The sequence below is a fragment of the Maribacter luteocoastalis genome, from assembly GCF_048890225.1.
GTDB lineage: Bacteria > Bacteroidota > Bacteroidia > Flavobacteriales > Flavobacteriaceae > Maribacter > Maribacter luteocoastalis.
The window spans coordinates 371,404-394,304 of the sequence record NZ_JBMFZG010000002.1; the positions used below are offsets into that span (position 1 = coordinate 371,404).

20 protein-coding genes are annotated in these 22,901 nt (G+C 36.4%); 9 read left to right on the top strand and 11 right to left on the bottom strand.

Features of this window, described 5'->3' with window-relative positions; genetic code table 11:
• Nucleotides 1-38 precede the first annotated feature (38 nt).
• The 5 genes from truB to ACOCEA_RS06265 form a co-directional block, all read right to left on the bottom strand.
• Entirely contained in the window at nucleotides 39-740 is a 702-nt protein-coding gene (gene truB / locus ACOCEA_RS06245) for a tRNA pseudouridine(55) synthase TruB (RefSeq protein WP_420755352.1), read from the bottom strand.
• A gap of 25 nt (nucleotides 741-765) precedes the next feature.
• Nucleotides 766-1,563 carry an undecaprenyl-diphosphate phosphatase gene (locus ACOCEA_RS06250; RefSeq protein WP_420755353.1) on the bottom strand — a complete coding sequence of 266 codons (798 nt, stop codon included), beginning with the start codon at nucleotides 1,561-1,563 and terminating at the stop codon, nucleotides 766-768.
• Nucleotides 1,564-1,827 carry a DUF3098 domain-containing protein gene (locus ACOCEA_RS06255; protein ID WP_420755354.1) on the bottom strand — a complete coding sequence of 88 codons (264 nt, stop codon included), beginning with the start codon at nucleotides 1,825-1,827 and terminating at the stop codon, nucleotides 1,564-1,566. It abuts the gene before it with no gap.
• A gap of 10 nt (nucleotides 1,828-1,837) precedes the next feature.
• Entirely contained in the window at nucleotides 1,838-2,716 is an 879-nt protein-coding gene (locus ACOCEA_RS06260) for a cell division protein FtsX (RefSeq protein WP_420755355.1), read from the bottom strand.
• 62 nt (nucleotides 2,717-2,778) lie between these two features.
• Entirely contained in the window at nucleotides 2,779-4,656 is a 1,878-nt protein-coding gene (locus tag ACOCEA_RS06265) for a T9SS type B sorting domain-containing protein (RefSeq protein WP_420755356.1), read from the bottom strand.
• 182 nt (nucleotides 4,657-4,838) lie between these two features.
• On the opposite strand from ACOCEA_RS06265, the gene ACOCEA_RS06270 reads away from it, so the two are divergent.
• The 3 genes from ACOCEA_RS06270 (at nucleotide 4,839) to ACOCEA_RS06280 (ending at nucleotide 10,093) form a co-directional block, all read left to right on the top strand.
• On the top strand, nucleotides 4,839-7,859 hold the full coding sequence (locus ACOCEA_RS06270; protein ID WP_420755536.1) for a leucine--tRNA ligase: 3,021 nt from the start codon (nucleotides 4,839-4,841) through the stop codon (nucleotides 7,857-7,859).
• 291 nt (nucleotides 7,860-8,150) lie between these two features.
• Nucleotides 8,151-9,251, top strand: coding sequence for an alanine dehydrogenase (gene ald / locus ACOCEA_RS06275; RefSeq protein ID WP_420755357.1), 1,101 nt, complete (start codon nucleotides 8,151-8,153; stop codon nucleotides 9,249-9,251).
• A gap of 146 nt (nucleotides 9,252-9,397) precedes the next feature.
• On the top strand, nucleotides 9,398-10,093 hold the full coding sequence (locus ACOCEA_RS06280) for a zinc metallopeptidase (RefSeq protein WP_420755358.1): 696 nt from the start codon (nucleotides 9,398-9,400) through the stop codon (nucleotides 10,091-10,093).
• A 52-nt stretch (nucleotides 10,094-10,145) separates the two neighbouring features.
• Here ACOCEA_RS06280 and ACOCEA_RS06285 read toward each other — a convergent pair whose 3' ends face one another.
• Entirely contained in the window at nucleotides 10,146-10,610 is a 465-nt protein-coding gene (locus tag ACOCEA_RS06285) for an Lrp/AsnC family transcriptional regulator (RefSeq protein WP_420755359.1), read from the bottom strand.
• A gap of 55 nt (nucleotides 10,611-10,665) precedes the next feature.
• Nucleotides 10,666-12,039, bottom strand: a complete 1,374-nt coding sequence (locus tag ACOCEA_RS06290) for a saccharopine dehydrogenase family protein (RefSeq protein ID WP_420755360.1) — start codon at nucleotides 12,037-12,039, stop codon at nucleotides 10,666-10,668.
• 80 nt (nucleotides 12,040-12,119) lie between these two features.
• Between ACOCEA_RS06290 and ACOCEA_RS06295 the strand changes: the two genes are divergently transcribed.
• The 3 genes from ACOCEA_RS06295 to pckA all read left to right on the top strand — a co-directional run bounded on the left by ACOCEA_RS06295 (nucleotide 12,120) and on the right by pckA (nucleotide 16,086).
• Nucleotides 12,120-12,512, top strand: coding sequence for a DUF423 domain-containing protein (locus ACOCEA_RS06295; protein WP_420755361.1), 393 nt, complete (start codon nucleotides 12,120-12,122; stop codon nucleotides 12,510-12,512).
• Between the two features lie 74 nt (nucleotides 12,513-12,586).
• Nucleotides 12,587-14,056: an SLC13 family permease gene (locus ACOCEA_RS06300; protein WP_420755362.1), complete on the top strand. Its 1,470-nt coding sequence runs from the start codon at nucleotides 12,587-12,589 to the stop codon at nucleotides 14,054-14,056.
• A 413-nt stretch (nucleotides 14,057-14,469) separates the two neighbouring features.
• Nucleotides 14,470-16,086, top strand: coding sequence for a phosphoenolpyruvate carboxykinase (ATP) (gene pckA / locus ACOCEA_RS06305; protein ID WP_420755363.1), 1,617 nt, complete (start codon nucleotides 14,470-14,472; stop codon nucleotides 16,084-16,086).
• 55 nt (nucleotides 16,087-16,141) lie between these two features.
• On the opposite strand, the gene ACOCEA_RS06310 is transcribed toward pckA, so the two are convergent.
• Genes ACOCEA_RS06310 through ACOCEA_RS06320 form a run of 3 tightly spaced genes read right to left on the bottom strand, consistent with a single transcriptional unit; the run spans nucleotide 16,142 to nucleotide 19,208 of the window.
• Complete coding sequence (locus ACOCEA_RS06310) at nucleotides 16,142-16,885, bottom strand: uroporphyrinogen-III synthase (protein ID WP_420755364.1); 744 nt, start codon at nucleotides 16,883-16,885, stop codon at nucleotides 16,142-16,144.
• A gap of 8 nt (nucleotides 16,886-16,893) precedes the next feature.
• A complete protein-coding gene (locus ACOCEA_RS06315) occupies nucleotides 16,894-17,541 on the bottom strand; it encodes a DUF4271 domain-containing protein (protein WP_420755365.1) in 648 nt (215 codons plus the stop codon).
• Nucleotides 17,541-19,208: an ArnT family glycosyltransferase gene (locus tag ACOCEA_RS06320; protein ID WP_420755366.1), complete on the bottom strand. Its 1,668-nt coding sequence runs from the start codon at nucleotides 19,206-19,208 to the stop codon at nucleotides 17,541-17,543. The genes ACOCEA_RS06315 and ACOCEA_RS06320 overlap by 1 nt, the downstream gene beginning before the upstream one ends.
• Before the next feature lie 131 nt (nucleotides 19,209-19,339).
• Between ACOCEA_RS06320 and ACOCEA_RS06325 the strand changes: the two genes are divergently transcribed.
• From ACOCEA_RS06325 to ACOCEA_RS06335, 3 genes are read left to right on the top strand one after another with little or no spacing between them, the layout of a single operon-like run.
• Entirely contained in the window at nucleotides 19,340-20,068 is a 729-nt protein-coding gene (locus ACOCEA_RS06325; protein ID WP_420755367.1) for a polyprenol monophosphomannose synthase, read from the top strand.
• A gap of 3 nt (nucleotides 20,069-20,071) precedes the next feature.
• Nucleotides 20,072-21,409 (top strand): dihydroorotase, encoded by a 1,338-nt coding sequence (locus ACOCEA_RS06330; RefSeq protein WP_420755368.1) that lies wholly within the window; start codon nucleotides 20,072-20,074, stop codon nucleotides 21,407-21,409.
• A complete protein-coding gene (locus tag ACOCEA_RS06335; RefSeq protein ID WP_420755369.1) occupies nucleotides 21,406-21,843 on the top strand; it encodes a DUF4296 domain-containing protein in 438 nt (145 codons plus the stop codon). Before ACOCEA_RS06330 ends, ACOCEA_RS06335 begins: the two co-directional genes overlap by 4 nt.
• Here ACOCEA_RS06335 and ACOCEA_RS06340 read toward each other — a convergent pair.
• Nucleotides 21,809-22,831 (bottom strand): NAD-dependent epimerase/dehydratase family protein, encoded by a 1,023-nt coding sequence (locus ACOCEA_RS06340; protein WP_420755370.1) that lies wholly within the window; start codon nucleotides 22,829-22,831, stop codon nucleotides 21,809-21,811. The genes ACOCEA_RS06335 and ACOCEA_RS06340 overlap by 35 nt on opposite strands.
• Between the last annotated feature and the right edge of the window lie 70 nt (nucleotides 22,832-22,901).

A 22,901-nucleotide genomic window follows, 5' to 3' on the forward strand; every position in this document is an offset into this window, starting at 1 on the left:
ATTGGCAAACATTGGGCGTTTAGGCTAATTTAATATAATTATTCTTCTAATATTTGTTTAGATAAGACCATTGGGTCTTGGGCTGTATTTACGTTAAAATCTCCTATTTTGGTTCTTCTTAAGGCTGTTAAATGCCCTCCAGTAGCTAAAGCTTTACCAAAATCATGGGCAATGGATCGTATATATGTCCCTTTACTACAGACAATTCTAAAATGTACTTCTGGCAGGTTTATTTCTGCAATCTCAAATTCTAGAATCGTAGTTTTTCGGGTTTTAATTTCTATGGATTTCCCTTCACGGGCATACTCATATAGTCTTTTGCCATCCTTTTTTAACGCAGAGAATATTGGAGGGGCCTGTTCAATTTCCCCTATAAATTGTACAGTAGTTTCTTGAATAATTTTTTGTGTAATATGCCCTGTTGGAAAAGTTTGGTCAATTTCAGTTTCCAAATCATAGGAAGGCGTAGTTGCTCCTAAGGTAATGGTTCCTATATATTCTTTGGACTGACCTTGAAATTCTGGAATTTTCTTAGTGAATTTTCCAGTGCAAATCACCAAAAGCCCTGTGGCTAGAGGGTCTAAGGTACCAGCATGGCCAATCTTAAATTTTTTTAGATTAAATTTTTTTCGGATGGCCCATTTAAGTTTGTTTACCGCTTGAAATGATGACCAACCCAAGGGCTTGTCTATTAACAACAACTGACCGCTCAAAAAATCGTCCTTGGTTAAACTTTCCATTGCAAGCTTGCTTTGTCTTCGGGGTTTAAGTATTCATAAGGCCATAGGTTATGGCTATTAAACCAACTATTAAACAGTATATGGCAAAGTAGGAAAGTTTACTTTTTCTTACCAATTGTATCATCCAAGTACAAGCCGCGAGTCCAGCAATAAATGCAGCAATAAAGCCAACGCCCATGGCAACATTGTTTTCGCCATTAAAGGTAAGGTCACCACTCATTAGATCCTTGGCAATTTTTCCAAAAATTAAGGGTACAACCATTAAAAATGAGAAACGGGCCGCTTTAGATTTGTCTACACCTAGTAACACAGAGGTTGAAATTGTGGCACCACTTCTAGATATACCGGGGAGCATGGCAATAGCTTGTGAGATACCAACTATAAACGCATTTCCAAAGCTTACTTTTTTATCCGTATCCTTTGCCTTGTCGGCAAAATAAAGAAGTAATGCAGTAATCAAAAGCATAATCCCTACAAACTGGATATTACCGCCAAAAAAAGCTTCTAGTTGTTCTTCAAAAAATAGACCTACAAAAACAGCAGGCAGCATGGAGATGATTATCTTAACCGAGAATTGACTCTCCTCATTCCATTTAAATTGAAAAAGCCCACGAATAATTTCCCAAACATCTTTTCTAAATACGACAATAGTACTCAAAGCCGTAGCAAAGTGTAATACAACCGTGAACAATAAACTTTCCTCTGGCACAGAGTTATCACCTAAAATAGCTTTTCCCAATTCTAGATGACCGCTAGACGATACTGGTAAAAATTCTGTCAACCCTTGGATAATCCCAAGGATAATAGCATCTAATGTATCCAATTATTCCTTCTTTTTATGGGGATTCAACAAAATGGCATAAACCTCTATTCCTAAACCCGCCAATACTAGTGTAGGTGCCAGTCTTATTCTTCTAAAATTAAAGATTTCAGGATTAAAGATATTTGGGTCATCGCTGCCACCACCGCTCATTAAAATAAAGCCAAGGGCAATACATGCCAAGCCAATGAACATAAACAGATAGTTTTTCGTTTGAAAAATAAACTCCTGTTTTTGTGTATTTTCCACTTTGTTCTTTTTGCTCATAAAGGCAAATTTAATAATATAATTCGTCTGTTCTTAGGTTTAGGAAACGTTGTGTTGCAAAATAGGTGCTCACATATGATATTAAGATTCCTAAAACAAAAACACTAACCAATAAAATAGCAACAATATAGGGTTCTTCCAACAAGCCAAGATCTTGAAAGTTAGTGTGTATATAGTAAATAACCCCGCCAATTGCCAATAATGCCAATAATGCACCAAGCATACCCAGCTTAATATTTTGCCAAATAAAAGGTCTTCTAATAAAGGTTTTTGTTGCCCCTACCATTTGCATGGTTTTAATGATAAATCTTTTGGAGTAGATAGACAATCTTATAGAACTGTTGATGAGTAAAACGGCGATAAAGGTGAAAATGGCACTAGCTACCAAAATCCAAAACCCAATTTTCTCAACACTTTGCACGACAATACCTACTAACACTTTGTCATAGCTTACCTCATCCACATAGCTTTTTTCTTCTAAGGTTGTCGCTATTTTCGCAACTTTTTCTGAGGTAACAAAGTCTGCATTAAGCCTAACGTCTATTGAATTTTTTAACGGATTATACCCCAAATAATCTACAAAATCCTCACCTATTTCTTGGCTATGCTTTTCTGCAGCTTCCTCCTTAGACACATAAGTGGCAGATTTAGTATAATCTGACATGGCCAAAGTCTTTTGTAGTTGTTCAACTTCAACCTCCTTTGCCGTTTCTTTTAAAAAAATGGAAATGGTAATTTGCTCTTTAGAGCGATCTGCCATCTTTTTTGTGTTCAGGACCAATAGCCCTAAAATTCCAAGTAAAAAAAGAACCAATGCAATACTGAGTACTACGGAGAAGTATGAAGAAATCAACTTACGTTTTTGGTAATTTTCAAATGAATTGGCCATAGCTAATAATAGAAATGTAAAAATAACAAAGTAAAGTGAAATGAATCTTAAAATTTAAGACCTCATCGCTTCAGGGTAAAATGACCTTTTAAAACAGTGGTGTCAATTTGCAATACGTACCAATAATCATTGACGGGCATTGGTTGCCCATTAGAGGTGCCGTCCCATTCGGTATTTTGGTTGTTACCATATTTAACCAGTTTACCATATCGGTCAAAAATAGAAATATTGATATTGCTAAAGGATTCTATGCCTTCCGGTTTAAAAACATCATTTCTGCTGTCTCCATTTGGCGTAAAGAAATTAGGGACTACCACATGTAAAAATAATTGTGTCACTACGCTACAACGATTTTTGTCCCTAACGTATATGATATAGTTTCCGCCACTGACAATTTCAAAGATAGGACTGTCTTGGAAAGTTGAGCCATCAATGGAATATTCAAAATTGCCTTCATTGGCAGTGGTTACAATTATTCCTTGGCCATCAGATTTAATGGAGGCTATTATTGGTAGATCTATTTGTTCAAGAGTAATGTATTTGGTATTGGAACAGCCATTGGTATCGGTTACTACAACAGTATAATTACCTTCGGTGTCTACCAGTATTTGTTTTGTTATTTCGCCTGTGTTCCACAAGTAGGTGACATTATCAACACCTGCTGATAAGGTAGCGCTATCACCTTCGCAAAAAACAATAGATTCATCGGTTACAACCGGTAAAGGGTTTATGGTAACTGTTACCACGGTTCTATTGGCAGAAGGACAGTTTATTTCATCCGTATTAGATTCAGCATAATACGCACCAGCTTGGGTAGTACTGAATTCAGGACTGTTTTCTTGTAAAAGATTACCGCCAGTTGGTGCATCGTACCAATTAACAATATAGCCATTAGGTGTGCTCACACTCAAAATGGCAGTATCGTTTTCACAGATAGTCACATTACCGTTGGATGTGGGTTCAACCGGAATAGGGACTATTTTTATTTCAAAAACATCAGAGAGTATATTACACAAATCATTAGATACATTTATAGCATCTTCCGCAATTTTCACCCTGTAAAAACTTGTGTTATTAATTAATGGGGTAGTGTAAGTAGTGTTGTTTTCGCCCACAATATCGGTCCAAACAATTTCATCATCACTTTGCTGCCATTGGTAGGCATGCGTCGTAAATATCGAAAAATCTGGAGTAGCTTTCAAAGTTGCCCCAACTGCTCCTTGATCTTCGCAAACTACAATGCTTTCCTCATTTTGGATTGTAGCTACATTTACGGAATCCCCACAAGATTTAAATACAATATCGTCAATAGCAAGGTCATTACCACATCCGCCATTACTATTATTGCGCATTTTTAAAATAACAGATGTTTGTCCCGGTAGGGTTTGAAATACTAAGGCATATTGGTTCCATTCTGGCATGCCGTTGTTAATTATATTTCCAGTATCGCCTTGTGCCAGTAAATTGGTGTCAGTCTCGTCCCAGATTTGAAATCGTACGTTTACAGGTATTCCATTTCCATCACAAGAACTGGAAAGTAGTAAGTTTAATAACCAAGCAGAAAATTCGTAAGTGGTATTTTCACAGAGTCCAGAAACTTGTCTGCGATAAAATTCACCTGCCGTAAAACTCGCATTTACAATAAAAGATTTGCCGTTATTGTCCCCCGGAGTATGGTCCTCTGCATTGTACCAATCAAAATAGTTGGTGGTGCTAGAAAGGGTATAATAGCCATCATCTGGCGCACCGGAAGTAAAATTATATGTAGTTGTACCCAAAGGCAAGGCTGGCCCATCTGTGAGACCAGTACCAAAATCTTCCATAAAAATAGGGTCTCCTGAGCTTCCGGTACAAAAGCCAAGTTGGGCCTTGGTTTCCAAAGTGTAGAGACCAAGTATGATCAAGATAAGCGGCAGTAATTTATATGCAGTAAATTTCACAGAATTAAAGATACTGTATTTGAACAAAAATTAACTTCAATAAGGCATATAGGTGTTAATCATCAATATCTTTTTGACTTTCATCGAATAGACCTATTTTTGTCACTGAAAACTAAAGGGCCATACCGTGGTTATTTGTGATTACACAACCGGGATATGGTCGTTTTTTTTAAGAATTGATGATGAATTACAATTTCAACGAAATTGAGGCCAAGTGGCAAAAATATTGGGCAGAGAACCAAACATTTAAGGCAGATAACATATCTGACAAGGAAAAATTTTACGTGCTTGATATGTTTCCATATCCCTCAGGTGCAGGCTTGCACGTAGGGCACCCGTTGGGGTATATTGCTAGTGATATTTATGCGCGTTACAAAAGGCATAAAGGTTTTAATGTATTGCATCCGCAAGGCTATGACTCTTTTGGTTTGCCAGCAGAACAATACGCCATTCAAACTGGGCAGCACCCGGCTATTACCACAGAGGCAAATATTAAGACCTATAGGAGACAGTTGGATCAGTTGGGCTTTTCTTTTGACTGGAGTCGTGAGGTAAGGACATCGGATCCTAGTTATTATAAATGGACGCAATGGATTTTTATTCAACTGTTCAATTCTTGGTACAATAAGGAGACTGATAAGGCAGAGGACATTCAACATCTAATTTCCATTTTTGAAACGATGGGTAATTCAGAAGTCCGTGCGGTTTGTGATGATGACATAGCTACTTTTACCAATTCGGAATGGAATGGGTTTTCTGATAAAGAAAAACAAGAAATTTTATTGAAGTATAGGCTAACCTATTTGGCCGAAAGTGAAGTGAACTGGTGTCCTGCTTTAGGGACGGTTTTGGCCAATGATGAGATTGTAAACGGTGTTTCTGAACGTGGTGGTCACCCAGTTATACGCAAGAAAATGACACAATGGAGCATGCGAATTACCGCGTATGCACAGCGTTTATTAGACGGACTTGAAAAAATAGATTGGCCACAGCCACTGAAAGATTCACAGACCAACTGGATAGGAAGAAGTGAAGGGGCTAGTGTAACTTTTAAATTGCATGAAAATTCTATCCAGGGCCTGAGCGGAGTCGATAGCCAAATAGAAGTCTTTACCACAAGACCTGATACTATTTTTGGGGTGTCTTTTATGACTCTGGCACCAGAGCATGAATTGGTATCTAAAATAACCACTCTGGATCAAAAATCTGAAGTTGAGGCATATATTGATGCTACGGCAAAGCGTTCAGAACGCGACCGTATGGCCGATGTAAAAACCATTTCAGGTGCATTTACCGGTGCCTATGCTGAGCATCCGTTTACAAAAGAGCCTATTCCTATTTGGATTGGCGACTATGTACTGGCCGGTTACGGTACTGGAGCGGTAATGTCCGTGCCTTGTGGTGATCAGCGTGATTATGATTTTGCCAAACATTTTAATATTCCAATTCCCAATATTTTTGAAGGTGTAGATATTTCTGAAGAGGCATTTGCGGATAAGGATAAAACCGTTATTGCGAATTCAGATTTCTTAGATGGATTACCTTATAAAAAAGCTGTAAAACGTGCCATTTTTGAATTGGAACAATTAGGACAAGGTGAAGGAAAAATAAACTATCGTTTACGTGATGCTGTATTTAGCCGACAAAGGTACTGGGGCGAGCCATTTCCCGTGTATTATGATGCTAACGGGATGCCACAAATGATAGATGCTGCCTATTTACCTATCGAATTACCAGAGGTTGAGAAGTATTTGCCAACAGAAACCGGGGAACCACCATTGGGCAATGCCAGTGTTTGGGCTTGGGATACCAAGAACCATCAGGTAGTTGATAATAAAAACATAAATAATAGCACTGTTTTTCCTCTAGAGTTGAATACCATGCCAGGTTGGGCAGGAAGTTCACAGTATTTCAATAGGTATATGGACCCGCATAATACTGAGGAGATATTCTCCCAGGATGCTATTGGTTATTGGCAAGATGTAGACCTGTATATTGGAGGTAGTGAGCATGCCACGGGGCATTTGTTGTATGCCCGTTTTTGGCAGAAGTTTATGTTTGATAAGGGCTTGGTTCCCAAAGATGAGTTTGCAAAAAAACTCATTAATCAGGGAATGATTACGGGGACGAGTGCTTTTGTGTACAGGGTATTGATTAACAACAAGAACCTTATCGATAAACAATATTTCGTTACTTCAGGTAGAAAAGATGAAATACGAAACATTCTATTATCATCAAAAGAAAATTGCCCTAATGATTTAATAGGGTTGAGGGAGTCGGCCTATGATTCAATAAATATGCAATTAAATGGGCCAAATGCTGTATTAGAACGATTAAAGAATCTAAATGCCCCGAAAATTTCTGTGAAATTATTAGATCTGCATGTTGATGTTTCTCTTGTTAATTCTTCCGATGAATTAGATGTTGAAGGTTTCAAGAAATGGCGTCCAGAATATGCAGATGCCGTGTTTATAACCGAGAAGGACGGTTCTTTTAAAGTTGGTAGGGAAGTGGAAAAAATGTCGAAATCCAAATACAATGTGGTCAACCCAGATGCCATTTGCGAGGAGTATGGGGCGGACAGTCTACGTTTATATGAAATGTTCTTGGGACCATTGGAGCAATCCAAGCCATGGAACACGGCAGGTATTACCGGTACACATTCCTTTTTAAAGAAGTTGTGGAGACAATTCCACACTGGTGAAAACGCTTCCTTTAAGGTAAGTGAGGAAGAACCTTCAAAAGAGTCATGGAAAACCTTGCATAAGACCATTAAAAAAGTAGAGGAAGATATTGAGCACTTTAGTTTTAATACGTCGGTATCTACTTTTATGATATGCGTTAACGAACTATCTGCACAAAAATGCACCAGTAGAGAAATTCTGGAGCCATTGGCCATTTTGGTATCGCCTTATGCGCCACATATTGCGGAAGAACTTTGGGAAAAATTAGGGCATAATACGTCCATCTCAACAGCTCCCTTTCCAAAATTTGACGCTAGTTATTTGGTGGAGAGAAGTAAAGATTACCCAATTTCCTTTAATGGCAAAATGAAATTCACCATGGAACTATCCCTGGAATTATCTAAAGAGGAAATAGAGGCCGCAGTATTGGCACATGAAAAGACGCAGCTACAATTACAGGGCAGGACCCCTAAAAAAGTTATTGTGGTGCCTGGCAAGATTGTGAATATAGTGGGGTAAATAACACCACTATAGTTGAATGTTTTAGAGGCGATGAAAATCGCCTCTTTTTTTTATGCCTAGGTTGTACTTGTGTTATGGGTGAAAAATAAAAATGAAAACGATTATTCTATTTTTTTGGGGTTCGTTATAAGTAAAATATAAATTTTACAAAATAAACCCTATAAAAAATAGGGGTATAATATAAAAATACGTAATATTAAACCTTTTGACCCCTCTTTTTGTCGAATATATGTTTGAAAAGTGTTCAAATTGTCACAACTTTGCTGCTTAATTCAAAACTATATAACAATGATTGTTGGTATTCCTAAGGAAATTAAGAACAATGAAAGTCGAGTTGGCATGACGCCAGCTGGTGTCTTTGAGCTGGTAAAGAATAACCATACCGTTTACGTGCAATCTGGAGCAGGTGAAGGGAGCGGTTTTTTCAATAAAGATTATCAACAAGTAGGTGCTGTTATTTTGGACACCATAGGTCAGGTTTATGCCATGAGCCAAATGATAGTAAAGGTTAAGGAGCCTATAGAACTAGAATATGATATGATTCAAGAAGGTCAGATTTTATTCACGTATTTTCATTTTGCATCCAGTGAGTCCTTAACTAAGGCTATGATCAAGCGTAAGGCAATTTGCATTGCCTATGAAACGGTAGAGGACGAGGATGGTACCTTGCCACTACTAACACCAATGTCTGAAGTAGCTGGTAGAATGGCCATACAACAAGGCGCCAAATATCTAGAAAAACCAGTAAAGGGAAGAGGTGTATTATTAGGAGGTGTTCCTGGTGTTGCTCCTGGAAGAGTATTGGTTTTAGGTGCTGGAGTTGTAGGGATACAAGCTGCAAAAATGGCAGCTGGTTTAGGTGCCCATGTTACCATACTGGATATCAACATGAAACGTTTGCGCTACGTTAATGACGTTATGCCGCCACATGTGGTTACAGAATTTTCCAATGAGTTCAATATCCGTAAACATATTAAAACACATGACCTTATTATTGGGGGTGTATTACTAAAAGGAGCTAAAGCACCTAATTTAATAACTAGGGATATGTTAAAAGAAATGCGCCCAGGGACCGTAATTGTGGATGTTGCCGTTGATCAAGGCGGATGTGTTGAAACAACAAGGCCAACGACCCATGAAGACCCTATTTACATTATTGATGATGTGGTACACTATTCAGTAGCGAATATGCCGGGAGCTGTGCCATATACTTCTACTATGGCTTTGACTAATGTAACCTTGCCATATGCCTTAAAATTGGCAAACTTGGGATGGGAAGCGGCATGTGATAAGGATGATGCACTTAAAAAAGGCCTTAGTATTGTTGCTGGTAAGGTGGTATATGAGGAAATTATAGACGCATTTGGCTGGGAAGGTGCCTTGGCATAATTGTACAATTTGTCAGTAAAATAATACCCTGTCCTTATCTAAAATGTAATTTTTAGGTTTGGCGGGGTTTTTGCATTTCAAAAAGCAGATTTCAGTAATAAAAGGGAATCTTTATTATATTTAGTTGAATTTAAAATTGAATAGTTATGATGGGATATTATATATTGATAGGTGCCATTGCTTTGGTGAGCTGGCTGGTAAGCAGTCGTTTAAAAAGTAAGTTTAAGCAATATTCTAAAGTGCATCTTCAAAATGGCATGAGTGGTGCAGAAATCGCGGAAAAAATGTTGGCCGATCATGGTATACGTGATGTAAAGGTAATCTCAACACCAGGAATGCTTACCGATCATTATAATCCAAAAAATAAAACGGTTAATTTGAGTGAAGGGGTGTATAATCAGCGTAACGCTGCTGCTGCTGCCGTTGCAGCACACGAATGTGGACATGCTGTGCAACATGCACAAGCGTATGAGTGGCTAACTATGCGTTCTAAGTTGGTGCCTGTGGTAAGTGTAACCTCTGGGATGTCTACTTGGATCGTTTTCGGCGGTTTGGCCTTGGGCGCCGCTGCAGGTGTAGGCTTTGGCTATTGGGTTGCCGTTGCTGGTCTGGTAATGATGGCTATGGCTACATTATTTAGCTTTATAACTTTACCGGTAGAATATGATGCCAGTAACAGGGCATTGGCATGGTTGAAAAATAAAAATGTTGTGACCCAAGGGGAATTTAAAGGTTCAGAAGATGCACTTAAGTGGGCAGCTAGAACATATTTAGTAGCCGCTATTGGTTCCTTGGCAACACTAGTATACTGGGGTTTACAAGTCCTAGGAGGAAGAGATTAGCCTTGTGTTGACAAAATTTGAAAAAGCCCCTTTCATTAGAAAGGGGCTTTTTTTATATGGTAATCTGACGATCTATTTGTTGGGCAAGGGAGATAAAGGTTTCAGTTCTTGAGACACCCTCAATTTGTTGAATTTCCTTGTTTAATACATGCATCAAGTGCTCATTGTCCTTACATAATATCTTGATAAGTATAGACCAGTTTCCAGTGGTATAATGGCATTCCAGTACTTCAGGAATTTTTTTCAATTGCTGCACCGCTTTTGGGTTACTCATTGCCTTATCCAAATAAATACCAATATAGGCCATAGTGGTATAGCCCATTGCTTTGGGATTAATAATAAATTTTGAACCTGCCAATAAACCAGAGGATTCCAATTTACGAAGGCGTTGATGAATTGCCGCACCTGAAATACCTATACTTCGGGCTATTTCCAAGACAGGTTTTCGTGCATCTTCCATTAAAAATCTTAGGATTTTCTTGTCAATACCATCAATTTTTACATTTTTATTATCCATTTACTTAATTCTAATTTCAATATGAAAGTAAAAATAATAATTTCAAATTAAAATATCAACTCATTACAGAATCTGGATTATATCCTAAATAAGGCACTTCATATTCCTTGAAGTTTATTCCCATTTCTTCTAACTCCTGTAGAATAGGCTCATATACTTCTTTGGTAATAGGGATTTGAACCCCTGGGGATGTGATTTTTTTGTTTAGGATTTGAATGGTTGCAATGGCCACAGGTAATCCTACGGTTTTAGCCATTGCCGTAAATTTGCGGTCTTTTCCAATTACAACTAGTTTAGCATCTATCTGTTTTTTTTCACCGTTGAGTTCAAATCCAAATTTATGGTACATCACAATCATATCTTTTTCAACTTCCTGTAATGTCCATTTGTCTTCCAAGATTTTCTGTAAGGCTTGGGCAGGAGTGGCATTAGGGATATTTATTCTTTTGTCCTGATCAAATAAATTTAACTCTAGTAATTTGTCCCATACAATATCATCTTGCTCTATTTTTAGGTAGTGACGTAATTTTAATTCAACAGAATCTGTTGGGGAATAGGGAAGGAAAAGATTTATAAACTCCCGATAACTCATATTTTCAGAGTTTTCTAAGGTATAGCTGTCGTCGGTTGCGCCAAGTTGTACAAAAATGTTCCAAGCTTTGGAAAAACCTACACGGCGCATGGTGCCCCTGTAAATAGTTAGGGCATCCTGTAATCCATAGGCTTCCCTGTAATTTAATGAATCTCGGTTTGCATAACCTTCAAAACGACCAAAACCTTCAATCTCAAAATATTCTGTACGTCTAAACAGTCTATGGTATGGAATATATTTATAGGTGCCTTCCTGTATAAATTTTGCAGTCCCCCCTTGTCCGGCAAGTACCACATTTCGGGGATTCCAAGTGAATTTGTAGTTCCACAGATTATTATCATGCTCTGGTGCTACCAATCCACCGCAAAAGGATTCAAATAATAGCATTTTGCCTCCTTTATGCCTTATACTGTCAATTATTTTCATGGCACTCATGTGATCTATACCTGGATCTAGACCAATTTCATTCATGAAGATCAAACCGCTTTGTTTTACCTTTTTATCCATGGCCATTATTTCTGGGCTCACATATGACGCTGTAACAAGATGTTTCTTAAAATCCAAACAAACTTTTGCTACCATGAGGTGAAACCTAGCAGGAAGCATGGAAATAACGATATCGGAATCCTTTATGGAGGTAATTAAATCTTCGTCATTAAATATATCCAAGGCAATAACCTCGCAATTTGGATGGGTCTTAATTTCTTTGTCAATGGATTTTGGATTTATATCACCTATGGTTAATTGCAGTTTTTCTTCATCTGATTTTTTAAGCAAATAGTCAATTAAATAAGAGGTGGATTTCCCGGCACCAACTAGCATTATTTTTCGCAACATGTTATTCCTTATTTTTGTTTGATTAGGATAAACTAAGATATCAAAATGTTACATTTATAAAAAATACATCTTAAAAAGTTATGAAAAAAACAATTCTGACAACGGCATGTATTTTAGGTATATTGGCTGTGGTCCTTGGTGCTTTTGGTGCACATGGCTTAAAAAAGTTGGTAGAGGCAGATGCGGTAAATTCTTTTGAAACGGGTGTCCGTTACCAAATGTACCATGTGTTTTTATTATTTGTGGTTGGGTCGTTGCCCTTTTTGTCCAATAAAAAGAAGCAGATTGTTTACTATTTGGTGCTTATAGGTGTTTTTTTATTTTCATTCTCAATTTATCTACTATCGATCAACGATTTAACTTTATTTGATTTTAAAAGTATTGGATTTTTAACGCCAATTGGTGGTATATTCTTAATTGCGGCATGGATATATTTAGCTATAACGATCTTACAATCTAAAGAATTTAAGTAGCCTTCACTTTCAAAAGTTACTTTCTTTTATTTTAAAAGGGTTTATGTCTATTTTTAGCTTTTAATGATTCTTATATGAAGAACAGTAAGTTAATTGGGCTATTATTAGGACCACTTTCATTTTTGTTGATTCTTATTTTCTTTCACCCAGAGGGACTTTCAAAAGAGGCCAACGCAGTTTTGGCATCGACGGTGTGGATTGCCATTTGGTGGATTACCGAAGCCATACCCATTGCCGTTACAGCGTTGTTGCCTTTGATTCTTTTCCCATTGTCTGGCGGATTGGATTTATCGGCAACTTCGGGGTCTTTTGGCCATAAATATGTATTCTTATACATGGGTGGATTTATTATTGCGATCGCCATTGAAAAATGGAACCTGCATAGGCGAATCGCCTTAAACATTATTCATCTTATTGGCTCTGATGTTAGAAAGATAATCTTGGGTTTTATGGTGGCAACCGCATTTTTATCTATGTGGATATCCAATACGGCAACCTCGGTAATGATGTTGCCAATAGGTTTAGCTATTATAAAGCAACTACAAGATAATCCCGATACCATTGAAGATGAAAATCTAATTTTTGGTAAATCGTTGATGTTGGCCATTGCCTATAGTGCTTCTATAGGAGGATTGGCCACGTTAATAGGAACACCACCAAACTTAGTTTTGGCAGGGGTCGTGTTAGATACCTATGGCTATGAAATAACCTTTATGCAATGGTTTGTTTTTGGTTTGCCTATTTCTGTTATACTCATTTTTATTTGTTGGAAGTATCTGACGAAATATGCATTTACCTTTAAACAAACTGAATTTCCTGGTGGTAAGAAGGAAATTAAGCGCTTAAAAAGCGCATTGGGGAATATTACTTACGAAGAAAAAATTATTTCTGTTGTTTTTGCCTTGACCGCTTTCTGTTGGATTACACGTTCTTTCTTACTTCAGAAAATGCTACCTAATTTGGATGATACGATTATAGCTATATTTTTTGCGGTAGTCCTGTTTATAATTCCGTCTAAAACTAAAGGGAGGCAACTCATTAATTGGGATGAAGCGGTTAAAATGCCATGGGGAATAATTCTGTTGTTCGGTGGTGGAATGGCCTTGGCAAAAGGATTTGATGAAAGTGGCCTGGCACTGTGGATAGGAAATCAAATGACAGCGATGTCTGGACTGCCAATTATAATATTGGTTTTGGTGCTCATTGCAGCGGTAAATTTTTTAACAGAAATCACATCCAACCTAGCGACCACGGCAATGCTTTTGCCAGTATTGGCACCGATGGCACTTAGTATAGATGTACACCCATTTGTACTAATGGTGGGTGCTGCAGTAGCGGCTTCGTGCGCGTTTATGTTACCCGTTGCTACGCCACCAAATGCTGTGGTATTTGGTTCGGGTTATCTGCGTATACCTGATATGGTTAATAAGGGATTTTTTATGAACCTTATATCCATTGTCGTCCTTACCATTTTTGTGTATTTTATACTTCCTGAACTTTGGGATATTGCCATTGATGGTTTTCCGGATAATCTTAGGGAATGAAATGTATTTCAGTAAAAGATTTAAAATTACTATCGCTTCGCAAGGGATGAAGCTGTTTATGGATCTAAGGGTAGGTAGGAATTAGTTTGGGATTATTAGTCCATTCATTTTATTAAAATTAGAGTATAAAACGAAAGAATTTACCCATAATACTAACATTGAATAAAGATTGTTTTTTTGATTAAAAAAATAACTATTTCATAAAAAATACAATCTAAATCAATAATAAAGTATTCATTATCACTATTTAGTAATAATTATTAAATAAAACATATTGTTTCATTTAGGATAATACTAACTATTAGACCGTTTATGGCCATTTTCGTATTTCGACGAGGTTTAGACTTAATTAAGCCTTGATTCTCAAAGGTTCAGGTTTAATTTTTATAATTTTACTTCAAATAAGTAAACTTATGGAACACATATCATCAACAACGAGATCAATATCTTTAAAAAAGAATGGTATAACCCATAAAAACATTCATTATCAATTAAGTCCAGAGGAGTTGCAAGAATTAATATTGGATAATGATATGGGTGTTGAAACCAAAAATGGAACATTAGCTATAAATACTGGTGAATTTACCGGAAGGTCACCTCTAGATCGTTTTATTGTTAAAGATGATATTACCAAAGACAAAATTTGGTGGGGAGAGATTAATATACCTTTTGAAGCGGATAAGTTTAATCTGTTATACGCAAAGGTTTTGGATTATTTAAATACAAAAGAGGTTTATGTAAGAGATAGCTATGCCTGTGCCGATCAAGATTACAAGTTGAATATTAGGGTAATAAATGAATACCCTTGGTCAAATATGTTTGCCTACAATATGTTTTTAAGGCCAACTAAAGAAGAATTGAAGGATTTTATTCCAGAGTGGACCGTAATCAATGCGCCTGGTTTTATTGCCGATGAAGCAGTAGACGGTACAAGGCAACATAATTTTGCTATATTAAATTTCACCGAGAAGATAGCTTTGATAGGTGGCACTGGGTATACAGGGGAAATTAAGAAAGGAATATTTTCTGCGCTTAATTTTATTTTACCCGTATATAAGGAAACATTACCAATGCACTGTTCGGCAAATGTTGGGGAAGATGGTGATACCGCTATTTTCTTTGGGCTGTCCGGAACAGGTAAAACAACCTTATCTACAGACCCGAATAGAAAATTAATAGGTGATGACGAACATGGATGGACAAGCAGAAATACTGTTTTTAATTTTGAAGGAGGTTGTTATGCCAAGGTAATAAATTTATCAGAAGAACAGGAACCGGAAATATATGGTGCCATTAAACCGGGTGCTATTTTAGAAAACGTAGTATTAGATGATTCTGGAAACGTTGATTTTACCGATACATCAATTACACAAAACACGAGGGTAAGTTATCCGATTTACCACATAGATAATATACAACAGCCATCTATAGGTGAAAACGTAAAGAATATATTTTTTCTTACTGCCGATGCATTTGGGGTATTACCTCCTATATCTAAATTAACCCCAAGTCAGGCTGCCTATCATTTTATATCTGGGTATACGGCAAAAGTAGCCGGTACGGAGACGGGAGTAGTAGAACCACAACCTTCTTTTTCAGCATGTTTTGGTGCTCCTTTCATGCCGTTGCATCCTGCAAAGTACGCGGAGATGTTAAGTAAAAAAATGAAGGAATCGGGTGTAGATGTTTGGTTGGTCAATACGGGATGGACAGGTGGCCCTTATGGTATAGGAACCCGGATGAAATTAAAGTATACCAGGGCAATGATCAGTGCTGCCTTAAGTGGTGAGTTAGGGTTATATTCTTATGATAAGTATCACATACATTCTGTATTTGGGGTGGCACAGCCAAGGGAATGTCCAGGAGTACCAACAAGTGTTTTAAGCCCAAGGGCTACTTGGAACAATGATGAAAAGTACTATACTACGGCATTTAAACTAAGTAATGCGTTTAGGGAGAACTTTAAAAAGTTTGAACAATATTCCAGTGAGGAAATAAGACGGGGTGGACCACAGCGATATGCATTTTAAAGATGTAAAAAGGCCCCGTATTTACGGGGCCTTTTTATTTTACAAGTAAATATTTTTATTTATTTACACTAGTGATATATTTCTGTAACGCCATTGTCATGGAGGGTGTTTCAGGCGTAGGTGCCTGAATGTCGATTCTTAGACCAGCACCATTTGCAGCATCTACCGTGGAATTTCCAAATACGGCTATTCTTGTGTCTTTTTGTTCAAAATCCGGAAAATTGTGTAATAATGATTCTATTCCAGAAGGGCTAAAGAATACCAAAACGTCATAGTAAACATTTCTTAAATCGGATAAGTCACTAATAACCGTCTTATAGAAAATACCTCTTTTCCAAGAAATTCCCAATTCATTTAAAGTTTCTGGAACATCAGGCTTTAGAACGTCTGAAGAAGGAAGTAGGAACTTTTCGTCCTTATATTTTTTTATTAACGGTATAAGGTCTGAAAATTGTCTTTTACCAACATAGATTTTTCGTTTCCTATACACCACATATTTCTGCAAGTAATAGGCTACAGCCTCGGACTGGCAAAAATATTTCATGCTGTCCGGTACCTTAAAACGCATTTCTTCCGCTATTCTGAAAAAATGGTCTACAGCGTTTCTACTTGTTAGAATTATTGCTGTATAATCGTTCAAGTCTATCTTTTGTTGACGCACGTTTTTTGCATCAACTCCTTCGACATGTATAAAAGGTCTAAAATCAACCTTGACCTTTTCTTTGTCAATAAGTCTGGAATAGGGAGAATTTTCCATTTTTGGTTCAGGTTGAGAGACCAAAATAGTTTTTACTTTCATATGGCGCACTATTTAAGAAAGCTTCCCATTATAATTAAGGGTGCAATTTCGAGTGCGCAAAGGTACAAAATAAAATAGAAAAAATAATTGCTTATTAATATTTGGTGATTTTTTACCACTGTAACCCAACCAATTAAGTTGATTAACACAAATAATGATATCGCCAAAAAAACAATAAATTGGGAACTAGGGAAAACATAGGCCAAAATCAAATTGGCAATAAAAAGTACAATGCCACTATAGTTAAGATAAGATGTTTTTTTAAACACAATTTCATTGAAAATACGGTAGTTGCCAAAAATAAAACCATTACCTAATTGCACAACAGTTTTTATAACAATGAAAAGAAAAAAACCACTTAAGATCAGCAGATATAAAAGTACCTCATAAGTTGAGTGTTTGAAGGTATTCCATGCCAGAAAAATAAAAAGTGAGGTGTTTATAATCTGAAAAGTAGTGAGAAGTATATGAAACCTGTTAAATAATTTTTCTTTTTTACTATACATAAAAATGTACTTGTTGTTAAAAGGCAAAATGATAAAATTGATAAACTTGGAATAATGGAGGATTTTAGCACCTATTATAAACAAGAGACTTCCAAAAATTAGTATGGTAATCCAATCTACTTTATCACTATATCTAAGAATGGGTTCCATTAGTTCATTGGTGTTGATTTACCTTGTAGTCCAAAATAAAGATTGTTTTCTGAAATCACTATTCTAAAGTTGGCCGCATTTTGATTAAACGAAGGTAAACGTATTTTAAAACTAGTGGTATCTTTTGCTAGCAGACGTTCAATATTCTGGTTAACTTTTACAGGAGAAGGCAATATTGCAATAGGTTTTTTATAAGAATCGAGATAAGCTACTGCAAATTTTAATTCTTTTAATGGAATATTAAATTCGTACGGATTGTAAATCTTTAGATTTATTTCTTGGTCTGCAGTTACAGGAAGCTCTTCTTGATCTATAATACATTCCAGTTTTCTATAGGACTTAAAATTCTTGATATACTTTCCATGATATTCACCACCATCGGTTTTGGTATAATGAAAAGTACCATCTTTAATAAATCTAGAAACATATAGCACATCTTTACCCCTAACCTTTTCTTCAGAATCATCAATTGAATATTGGTTTTTACGGTAATGGACATTATTCAATGAAAAGATATTATGGTTGCCAGAATAAAAGGCATACATGGGAGCGTTTCTATATGAATTTTCAAACACTACTGGCATATCGCCAACCTCATCCCTTATTTTTTTGACCCAATCTTTATTGCCATGGGTTTCATAAAACACATTAAACAACAAAGGCTGATGTACAAGTCCAAGCCTTAAATAAAGAATCAGGACAATATTTATAATTCCCAATCTATAAATCCATTTAAGGGTCTTGTTATCCTTCAACATATAATTATAAACAAGCACCGCCAAAGGAATGCAAATTATAATGATCCATTGCGTTTGCACCCTGCGGTTAAAACTGGATATAAAAAAGAAAAGTAGTACTCCATAAGTTAAATACAGTAAAGCCTTAATGAACAAATCCTTGGGTTTTGTCCTATACAGCGAATAGTATATAAATGGAAATGTGAGACCAAAAATTGCCACTAGGTTCACAAAGAAACCTAGGGTGTATTTTTCAAAACGGTAAGCTCCATTAGGTCTTTCATACAAATGATATTTTATGGAGACAAAATCTTGGTCATACAGCCAATAAAAGTGAGGTGCATAACAGACTAGAGCAACGATAACTGAAAACCAGGCATATTTATTTCGAACAAGGTTTAAGTTGGATAAAAGCACAAATAAGATAACCAAAACTGCATGGTACTTACTATACATTAATGCCGCCATAAAAACACCTAGGAGTAAAGCTTTAAGCCAACTTTGCTCTTCAATAAATTTTTTATAGGTAAGTAAAAAACAACTAGTGAAAAATAACAGCGGTGTGTCAGGAAGTGTTAAGAATCCATAGGCATTTAATAAGGTCATAGAAAATACCAATACAAAAAATTCTGTAATGTATTCGTTCTTTTTAGGGTTGTCTATTAATAACCATAATACCGCCAAATTAGCCGCAGAGAGAATGCAACTAACAAAACGAACTCCTAGTTCACCATTAAATAATAGGCTACTTGTTTTTATAAGTAATGCCACCATTGGAGGATGGTCAAAATAACCCCAAGCCATATTTTGACTATAGTACCAATAGTAAGCCTCGTCAAAAATAAGTTCTGTAAAAATTGCCTGTATTAAATTCACGGCCAAGACAATGCCAAGAAAATAATAGAAGTGTTTTGGGATTTGGTTCAACATTATTGGGGTTTAATGTAGGCAAAATTACAAATTCTAGTCTGGATTCATTTTTTAAAAATATCATAAAGCTAATAACGGAGTTTTACCACCGTTTTTTAAAACATTACTTTTGTGCAAATACGTTTATTTTTATGTCCAACAGCATTGTAATAATTCCCACTTATAATGAGATCGAGAACATTGACGCCATTATAAGAGCTGTTTTTCAGTTACCAAAGGATTTTCATGTTTTAATAGTCGATGATAACTCACCAGATGGTACTGGCTATGCTGTTAGAAAATTACAACAGGAATATGACAATAGGCTTTTTTTAGAGACAAGAAAGGAAAAGTCTGGTTTGGGAACCGCTTATATTCATGGTTTTAAGTGGGCTATTGCCAAAAAGTATGAATACATATTTGAGATGGATGCAGATTTCTCACATAATCCAACCGATTTATTACGGTTACACAAAGCGTGTGAAAATGGAGCCGATGTAACTGTTGGGTCTAGATATAAAAAAGGGGTAAACGTGGTAGACTGGCCATTGTACAGGGTCCTTTTGTCCTACGGTGCGTCTTTCTACGTTAAAATGATTACTGGTATGCGGGTACATGATCCAACAGCAGGATTTGTATGTTACAAAAGACATGTGCTGGAGCATATAGATTTGGATTCAGTTCGTTTTGTTGGCTATGCATTCCAGATAGAAATGAAATTTAGAGCTTACCTTAAAAACTATTCTATAGAAGAAGTCTCTATTATTTTTAGGGATAGGGTTAAGGGTAAATCCAAGATGAGTTCATCTATTATTAGTGAGGCAGTATGGGGTGTTTTAGTAATGAAATTACGTAGCCTTTTTCAAAAAAATAGATTTTAAATAATGGGGAGAATACTTTTAAAAGGAGGAAAAGTTGTTAATGAGGGTGTCGTTAAAGAAAGCGATATTCTTATAGATGGTGAAATAATATCAAGAATTTCTAGAGATATAAGTGATGCCACGGCCGAAGTTATTGAGGTTAACGGAGCATTTGTCCTACCGGGGGTTATAGATGACCAAGTGCATTTTAGAGAGCCCGGTTTAACACATAAGGGAAATATTGCGACAGAAAGTAGGGCGGCGGTAGCAGGGGGCATTACCACTTTTATGGAGCAGCCCAATACTGTGCCACAAACTACCACAATTGAAAAATTGGAAGAAAAATTTGCTATAGCAAAATCAACTTCTTTTGCAAACTATTCATTTTTATTCGGTGGAACCAATGATAATTTAGAAGAGCTTAAACGGTTAGATAAAAATGCTTGTTCTGGCGTTAAATTATTTTTAGGCTCATCTACAGGTAATATGTTGGTGGATGATGAGAATATCATTGAGGCTATATTTAGGAATACAGAGTTGGTTATATCAGCTCACTGCGAGGATGAAACTACCATTAGGCAGAACCTTGAGCGTTATAAGAATGAGTATGGTGATGATATACCCATGAAATACCATCCTTTGATTAGAAGTGAGGAAGCTTGTTATCTTTCTTCATCCAAGGCTATTTCCCTTGCGAAAAAAACGGGTGCCAGGTTACATGTTTTTCACTTATCAACAGGTAAGGAAACGAATTTGTTTAGAAATGACATTCCGTTAGAGGAGAAGAAAATAACGGCAGAAGTGTGTATTCACCATCTTTGGTTTTCAGAGCGTGATTATGAAGATAAGGGTTCTCTAATCAAATGGAACCCTGCTGTTAAAACAGCCAACGATCGCGATAAACTTTGGGATGCACTTTTAGATGATAGATTGGATGTGATAGCTACAGACCATGCACCTCATTTATTATCGGAAAAAGATAATGTTTACACAAAGGCACCAAGCGGTGGACCCTTAGTACAACATGCATTACCGGCAATGTTGGAAAAACATAAGGATGGTATAATTTCTTTGGAGAAAATAGTGGAGAAAATGTGTCACAACCCAGCTAAATTATTTCAAATTGAAAAGAGAGGTTTTATAAGGGAGGGCTATTATGCAGATTTAGTAACAGTTGACCTAAATAATTCATGGAAAGTTACCAAAGACAATATTTCGTACAAATGTGGTTGGTCACCTTTTGAAGGGGTAACCTTTTCCACAAAAATACTTCATACCTTGGTCAATGGGCATTTAGCCTATACGAATGGAAAATTTTCCGAAAAAAGAAACGCCAAAAGACTCACCTTTAATAGACCATGAAAAAAGTAATTGCCTTTGTTTGTTTGAGCCTATTGATTTCTTGTGGTGAAAAGTTAATAGAGCCACCAGCCAATTTAATTCCTAGAGATAAAATGATACTTATCTTGAAGGATTTGGCAGTGGTAAATGCAGCTAAAGGTATTAATATTGGTGTTTTAAAGGACAATGGAATTGACCCTACCAGTTATGTCTTTAATAAATACAAAATAGATAGTGTCCAATTTGTGGATAGCAATAAGTATTATGCCTCCATTCCTTTGGAATATGAGGCAATTTATACTAAGGTCGATGAAATAATATCAAAGGAAAAAACGGAGATAGAGGAGTTGAAAAAAGTGAATGATAGTTTAAAATCGTTAGAACGGGAATCTAAAAAAATAGGTACTAAATCACCTGAATCTACTGATAAACCAATGACTGACGCTCCAAAATAAATTTCTCACAACAAAATTTTATTTCCTTCTCTAAAGGTTCAAATTCAAAATCAAGGGCTTCTTTGATTTTTGAATTATTATATTCTTCTGGATGTTTTAAGGAATAAATAGTGTTTTTTGTAATCGTTCTTTTTTTACCTAATAAAACATGTTTAAGGAGTTCCATATAGACACCGATTTTTAGTTGCCAGAATGCTAGTTTTTTATGAGGTGGTTTTCTCCCCATATTCTCCCCAATTTTTTCTAAAATATTGGCGTAGGATTTATTTTTTGCAATAGCAATAAATCTTTCTCCCTTTGTACTTGAAGCCATAAGTCCGCGCATTATTTTAATTACATCTCCAATGGCGATAAAACCGGTGCCACCTGGTGGATAATAGGCGTATCCCTTTTGTGCTGTTGTAAAGAATCTTCCACTACCTGTTTCCCAAAAACCAGGCCCAAAGATTACACCTGGATTTATAATAACTACAGGAAGATTTTCTTGGGACCCACGCCATATCTCCATTTCTGCAGCTTGCTTGGTTAACGCATAAACATTAGTGTGTTGGCTGTTCCATTCATTATTTTCAGTTGCTTTATTGCCGTTAATGCTTCTACCAATGGCACCAATAGTACTCACATAACAAAGCTTTTTCACCTTAAAATCAATACAAAGGTTTACAATGTTTGCCGTACCTTCTACATTTGTCTTTTCCAAGGCTGTAAAATCATTTGGTTCGAAAGATATTAGCGCTGCGGTATGATAAACATAATCTATGGCGGAAAATGCCTTTTCTAAAGAAGGTATATCTAGGATATCGCCCTGTACCCAATCAATCTTATTAAAATAATCTGTGGGATTGTCAACATAATAGGAAAAGACTTTTTTAACGGCGTCCAGTTTAGAGGGAGTCCTGTATATTGCCCTTACCTCAGTATTGCTCATTGCCAAATTTAATAGCAGATGCGACCCAACCAATCCTGTACCTCCCGTAACTAGAACCATGCGTCAAATTTAGCGAATACCTATGGATAAATTCCTAATGCTTTCCAGTAGATAAGCGCAATATTTCCTT

What these genes read in the sequence shown, in the direction of transcription:
- pckA (WP_420755363.1), top strand. Translation starts at nt 14,470, where the DNA reads ATGGAACACATATCATCAACAACGAGATCAATATCTTTAAAAAAGAAT.
- ACOCEA_RS06320 (WP_420755366.1), bottom strand. Translation starts at nt 19,208, where the DNA reads ATGTTGAACCAAATCCCAAAACACTTCTATTATTTTCTTGGCATTGTC.
- ACOCEA_RS06315 (WP_420755365.1), bottom strand. Translation starts at nt 17,541, where the DNA reads ATGGAACCCATTCTTAGATATAGTGATAAAGTAGATTGGATTACCATA.
- ACOCEA_RS06325 (WP_420755367.1), top strand. Translation starts at nt 19,340, where the DNA reads ATGTCCAACAGCATTGTAATAATTCCCACTTATAATGAGATCGAGAAC.
- truB (WP_420755352.1), bottom strand. Translation starts at nt 740, where the DNA reads ATGGAAAGTTTAACCAAGGACGATTTTTTGAGCGGTCAGTTGTTGTTA.
- ACOCEA_RS06270 (WP_420755536.1), top strand. Translation starts at nt 4,839, where the DNA reads ATGAATTACAATTTCAACGAAATTGAGGCCAAGTGGCAAAAATATTGG.
- ACOCEA_RS06335 (WP_420755369.1), top strand. Translation starts at nt 21,406, where the DNA reads ATGAAAAAAGTAATTGCCTTTGTTTGTTTGAGCCTATTGATTTCTTGT.
- ACOCEA_RS06290 (WP_420755360.1), bottom strand. Translation starts at nt 12,039, where the DNA reads ATGTTGCGAAAAATAATGCTAGTTGGTGCCGGGAAATCCACCTCTTAT.
- ACOCEA_RS06260 (WP_420755355.1), bottom strand. Translation starts at nt 2,716, where the DNA reads ATGGCCAATTCATTTGAAAATTACCAAAAACGTAAGTTGATTTCTTCA.
- ald (WP_420755357.1), top strand. Translation starts at nt 8,151, where the DNA reads ATGATTGTTGGTATTCCTAAGGAAATTAAGAACAATGAAAGTCGAGTT.
- ACOCEA_RS06255 (WP_420755354.1), bottom strand. Translation starts at nt 1,827, where the DNA reads ATGAGCAAAAAGAACAAAGTGGAAAATACACAAAAACAGGAGTTTATT.
- ACOCEA_RS06295 (WP_420755361.1), top strand. Translation starts at nt 12,120, where the DNA reads ATGAAAAAAACAATTCTGACAACGGCATGTATTTTAGGTATATTGGCT.
- ACOCEA_RS06300 (WP_420755362.1), top strand. Translation starts at nt 12,587, where the DNA reads ATGAAGAACAGTAAGTTAATTGGGCTATTATTAGGACCACTTTCATTT.
- ACOCEA_RS06330 (WP_420755368.1), top strand. Translation starts at nt 20,072, where the DNA reads ATGGGGAGAATACTTTTAAAAGGAGGAAAAGTTGTTAATGAGGGTGTC.
- ACOCEA_RS06310 (WP_420755364.1), bottom strand. Translation starts at nt 16,885, where the DNA reads ATGAAAGTAAAAACTATTTTGGTCTCTCAACCTGAACCAAAAATGGAA.
- ACOCEA_RS06280 (WP_420755358.1), top strand. Translation starts at nt 9,398, where the DNA reads ATGATGGGATATTATATATTGATAGGTGCCATTGCTTTGGTGAGCTGG.
- ACOCEA_RS06285 (WP_420755359.1), bottom strand. Translation starts at nt 10,610, where the DNA reads ATGGATAATAAAAATGTAAAAATTGATGGTATTGACAAGAAAATCCTA.
- ACOCEA_RS06340 (WP_420755370.1), bottom strand. Translation starts at nt 22,831, where the DNA reads ATGGTTCTAGTTACGGGAGGTACAGGATTGGTTGGGTCGCATCTGCTA.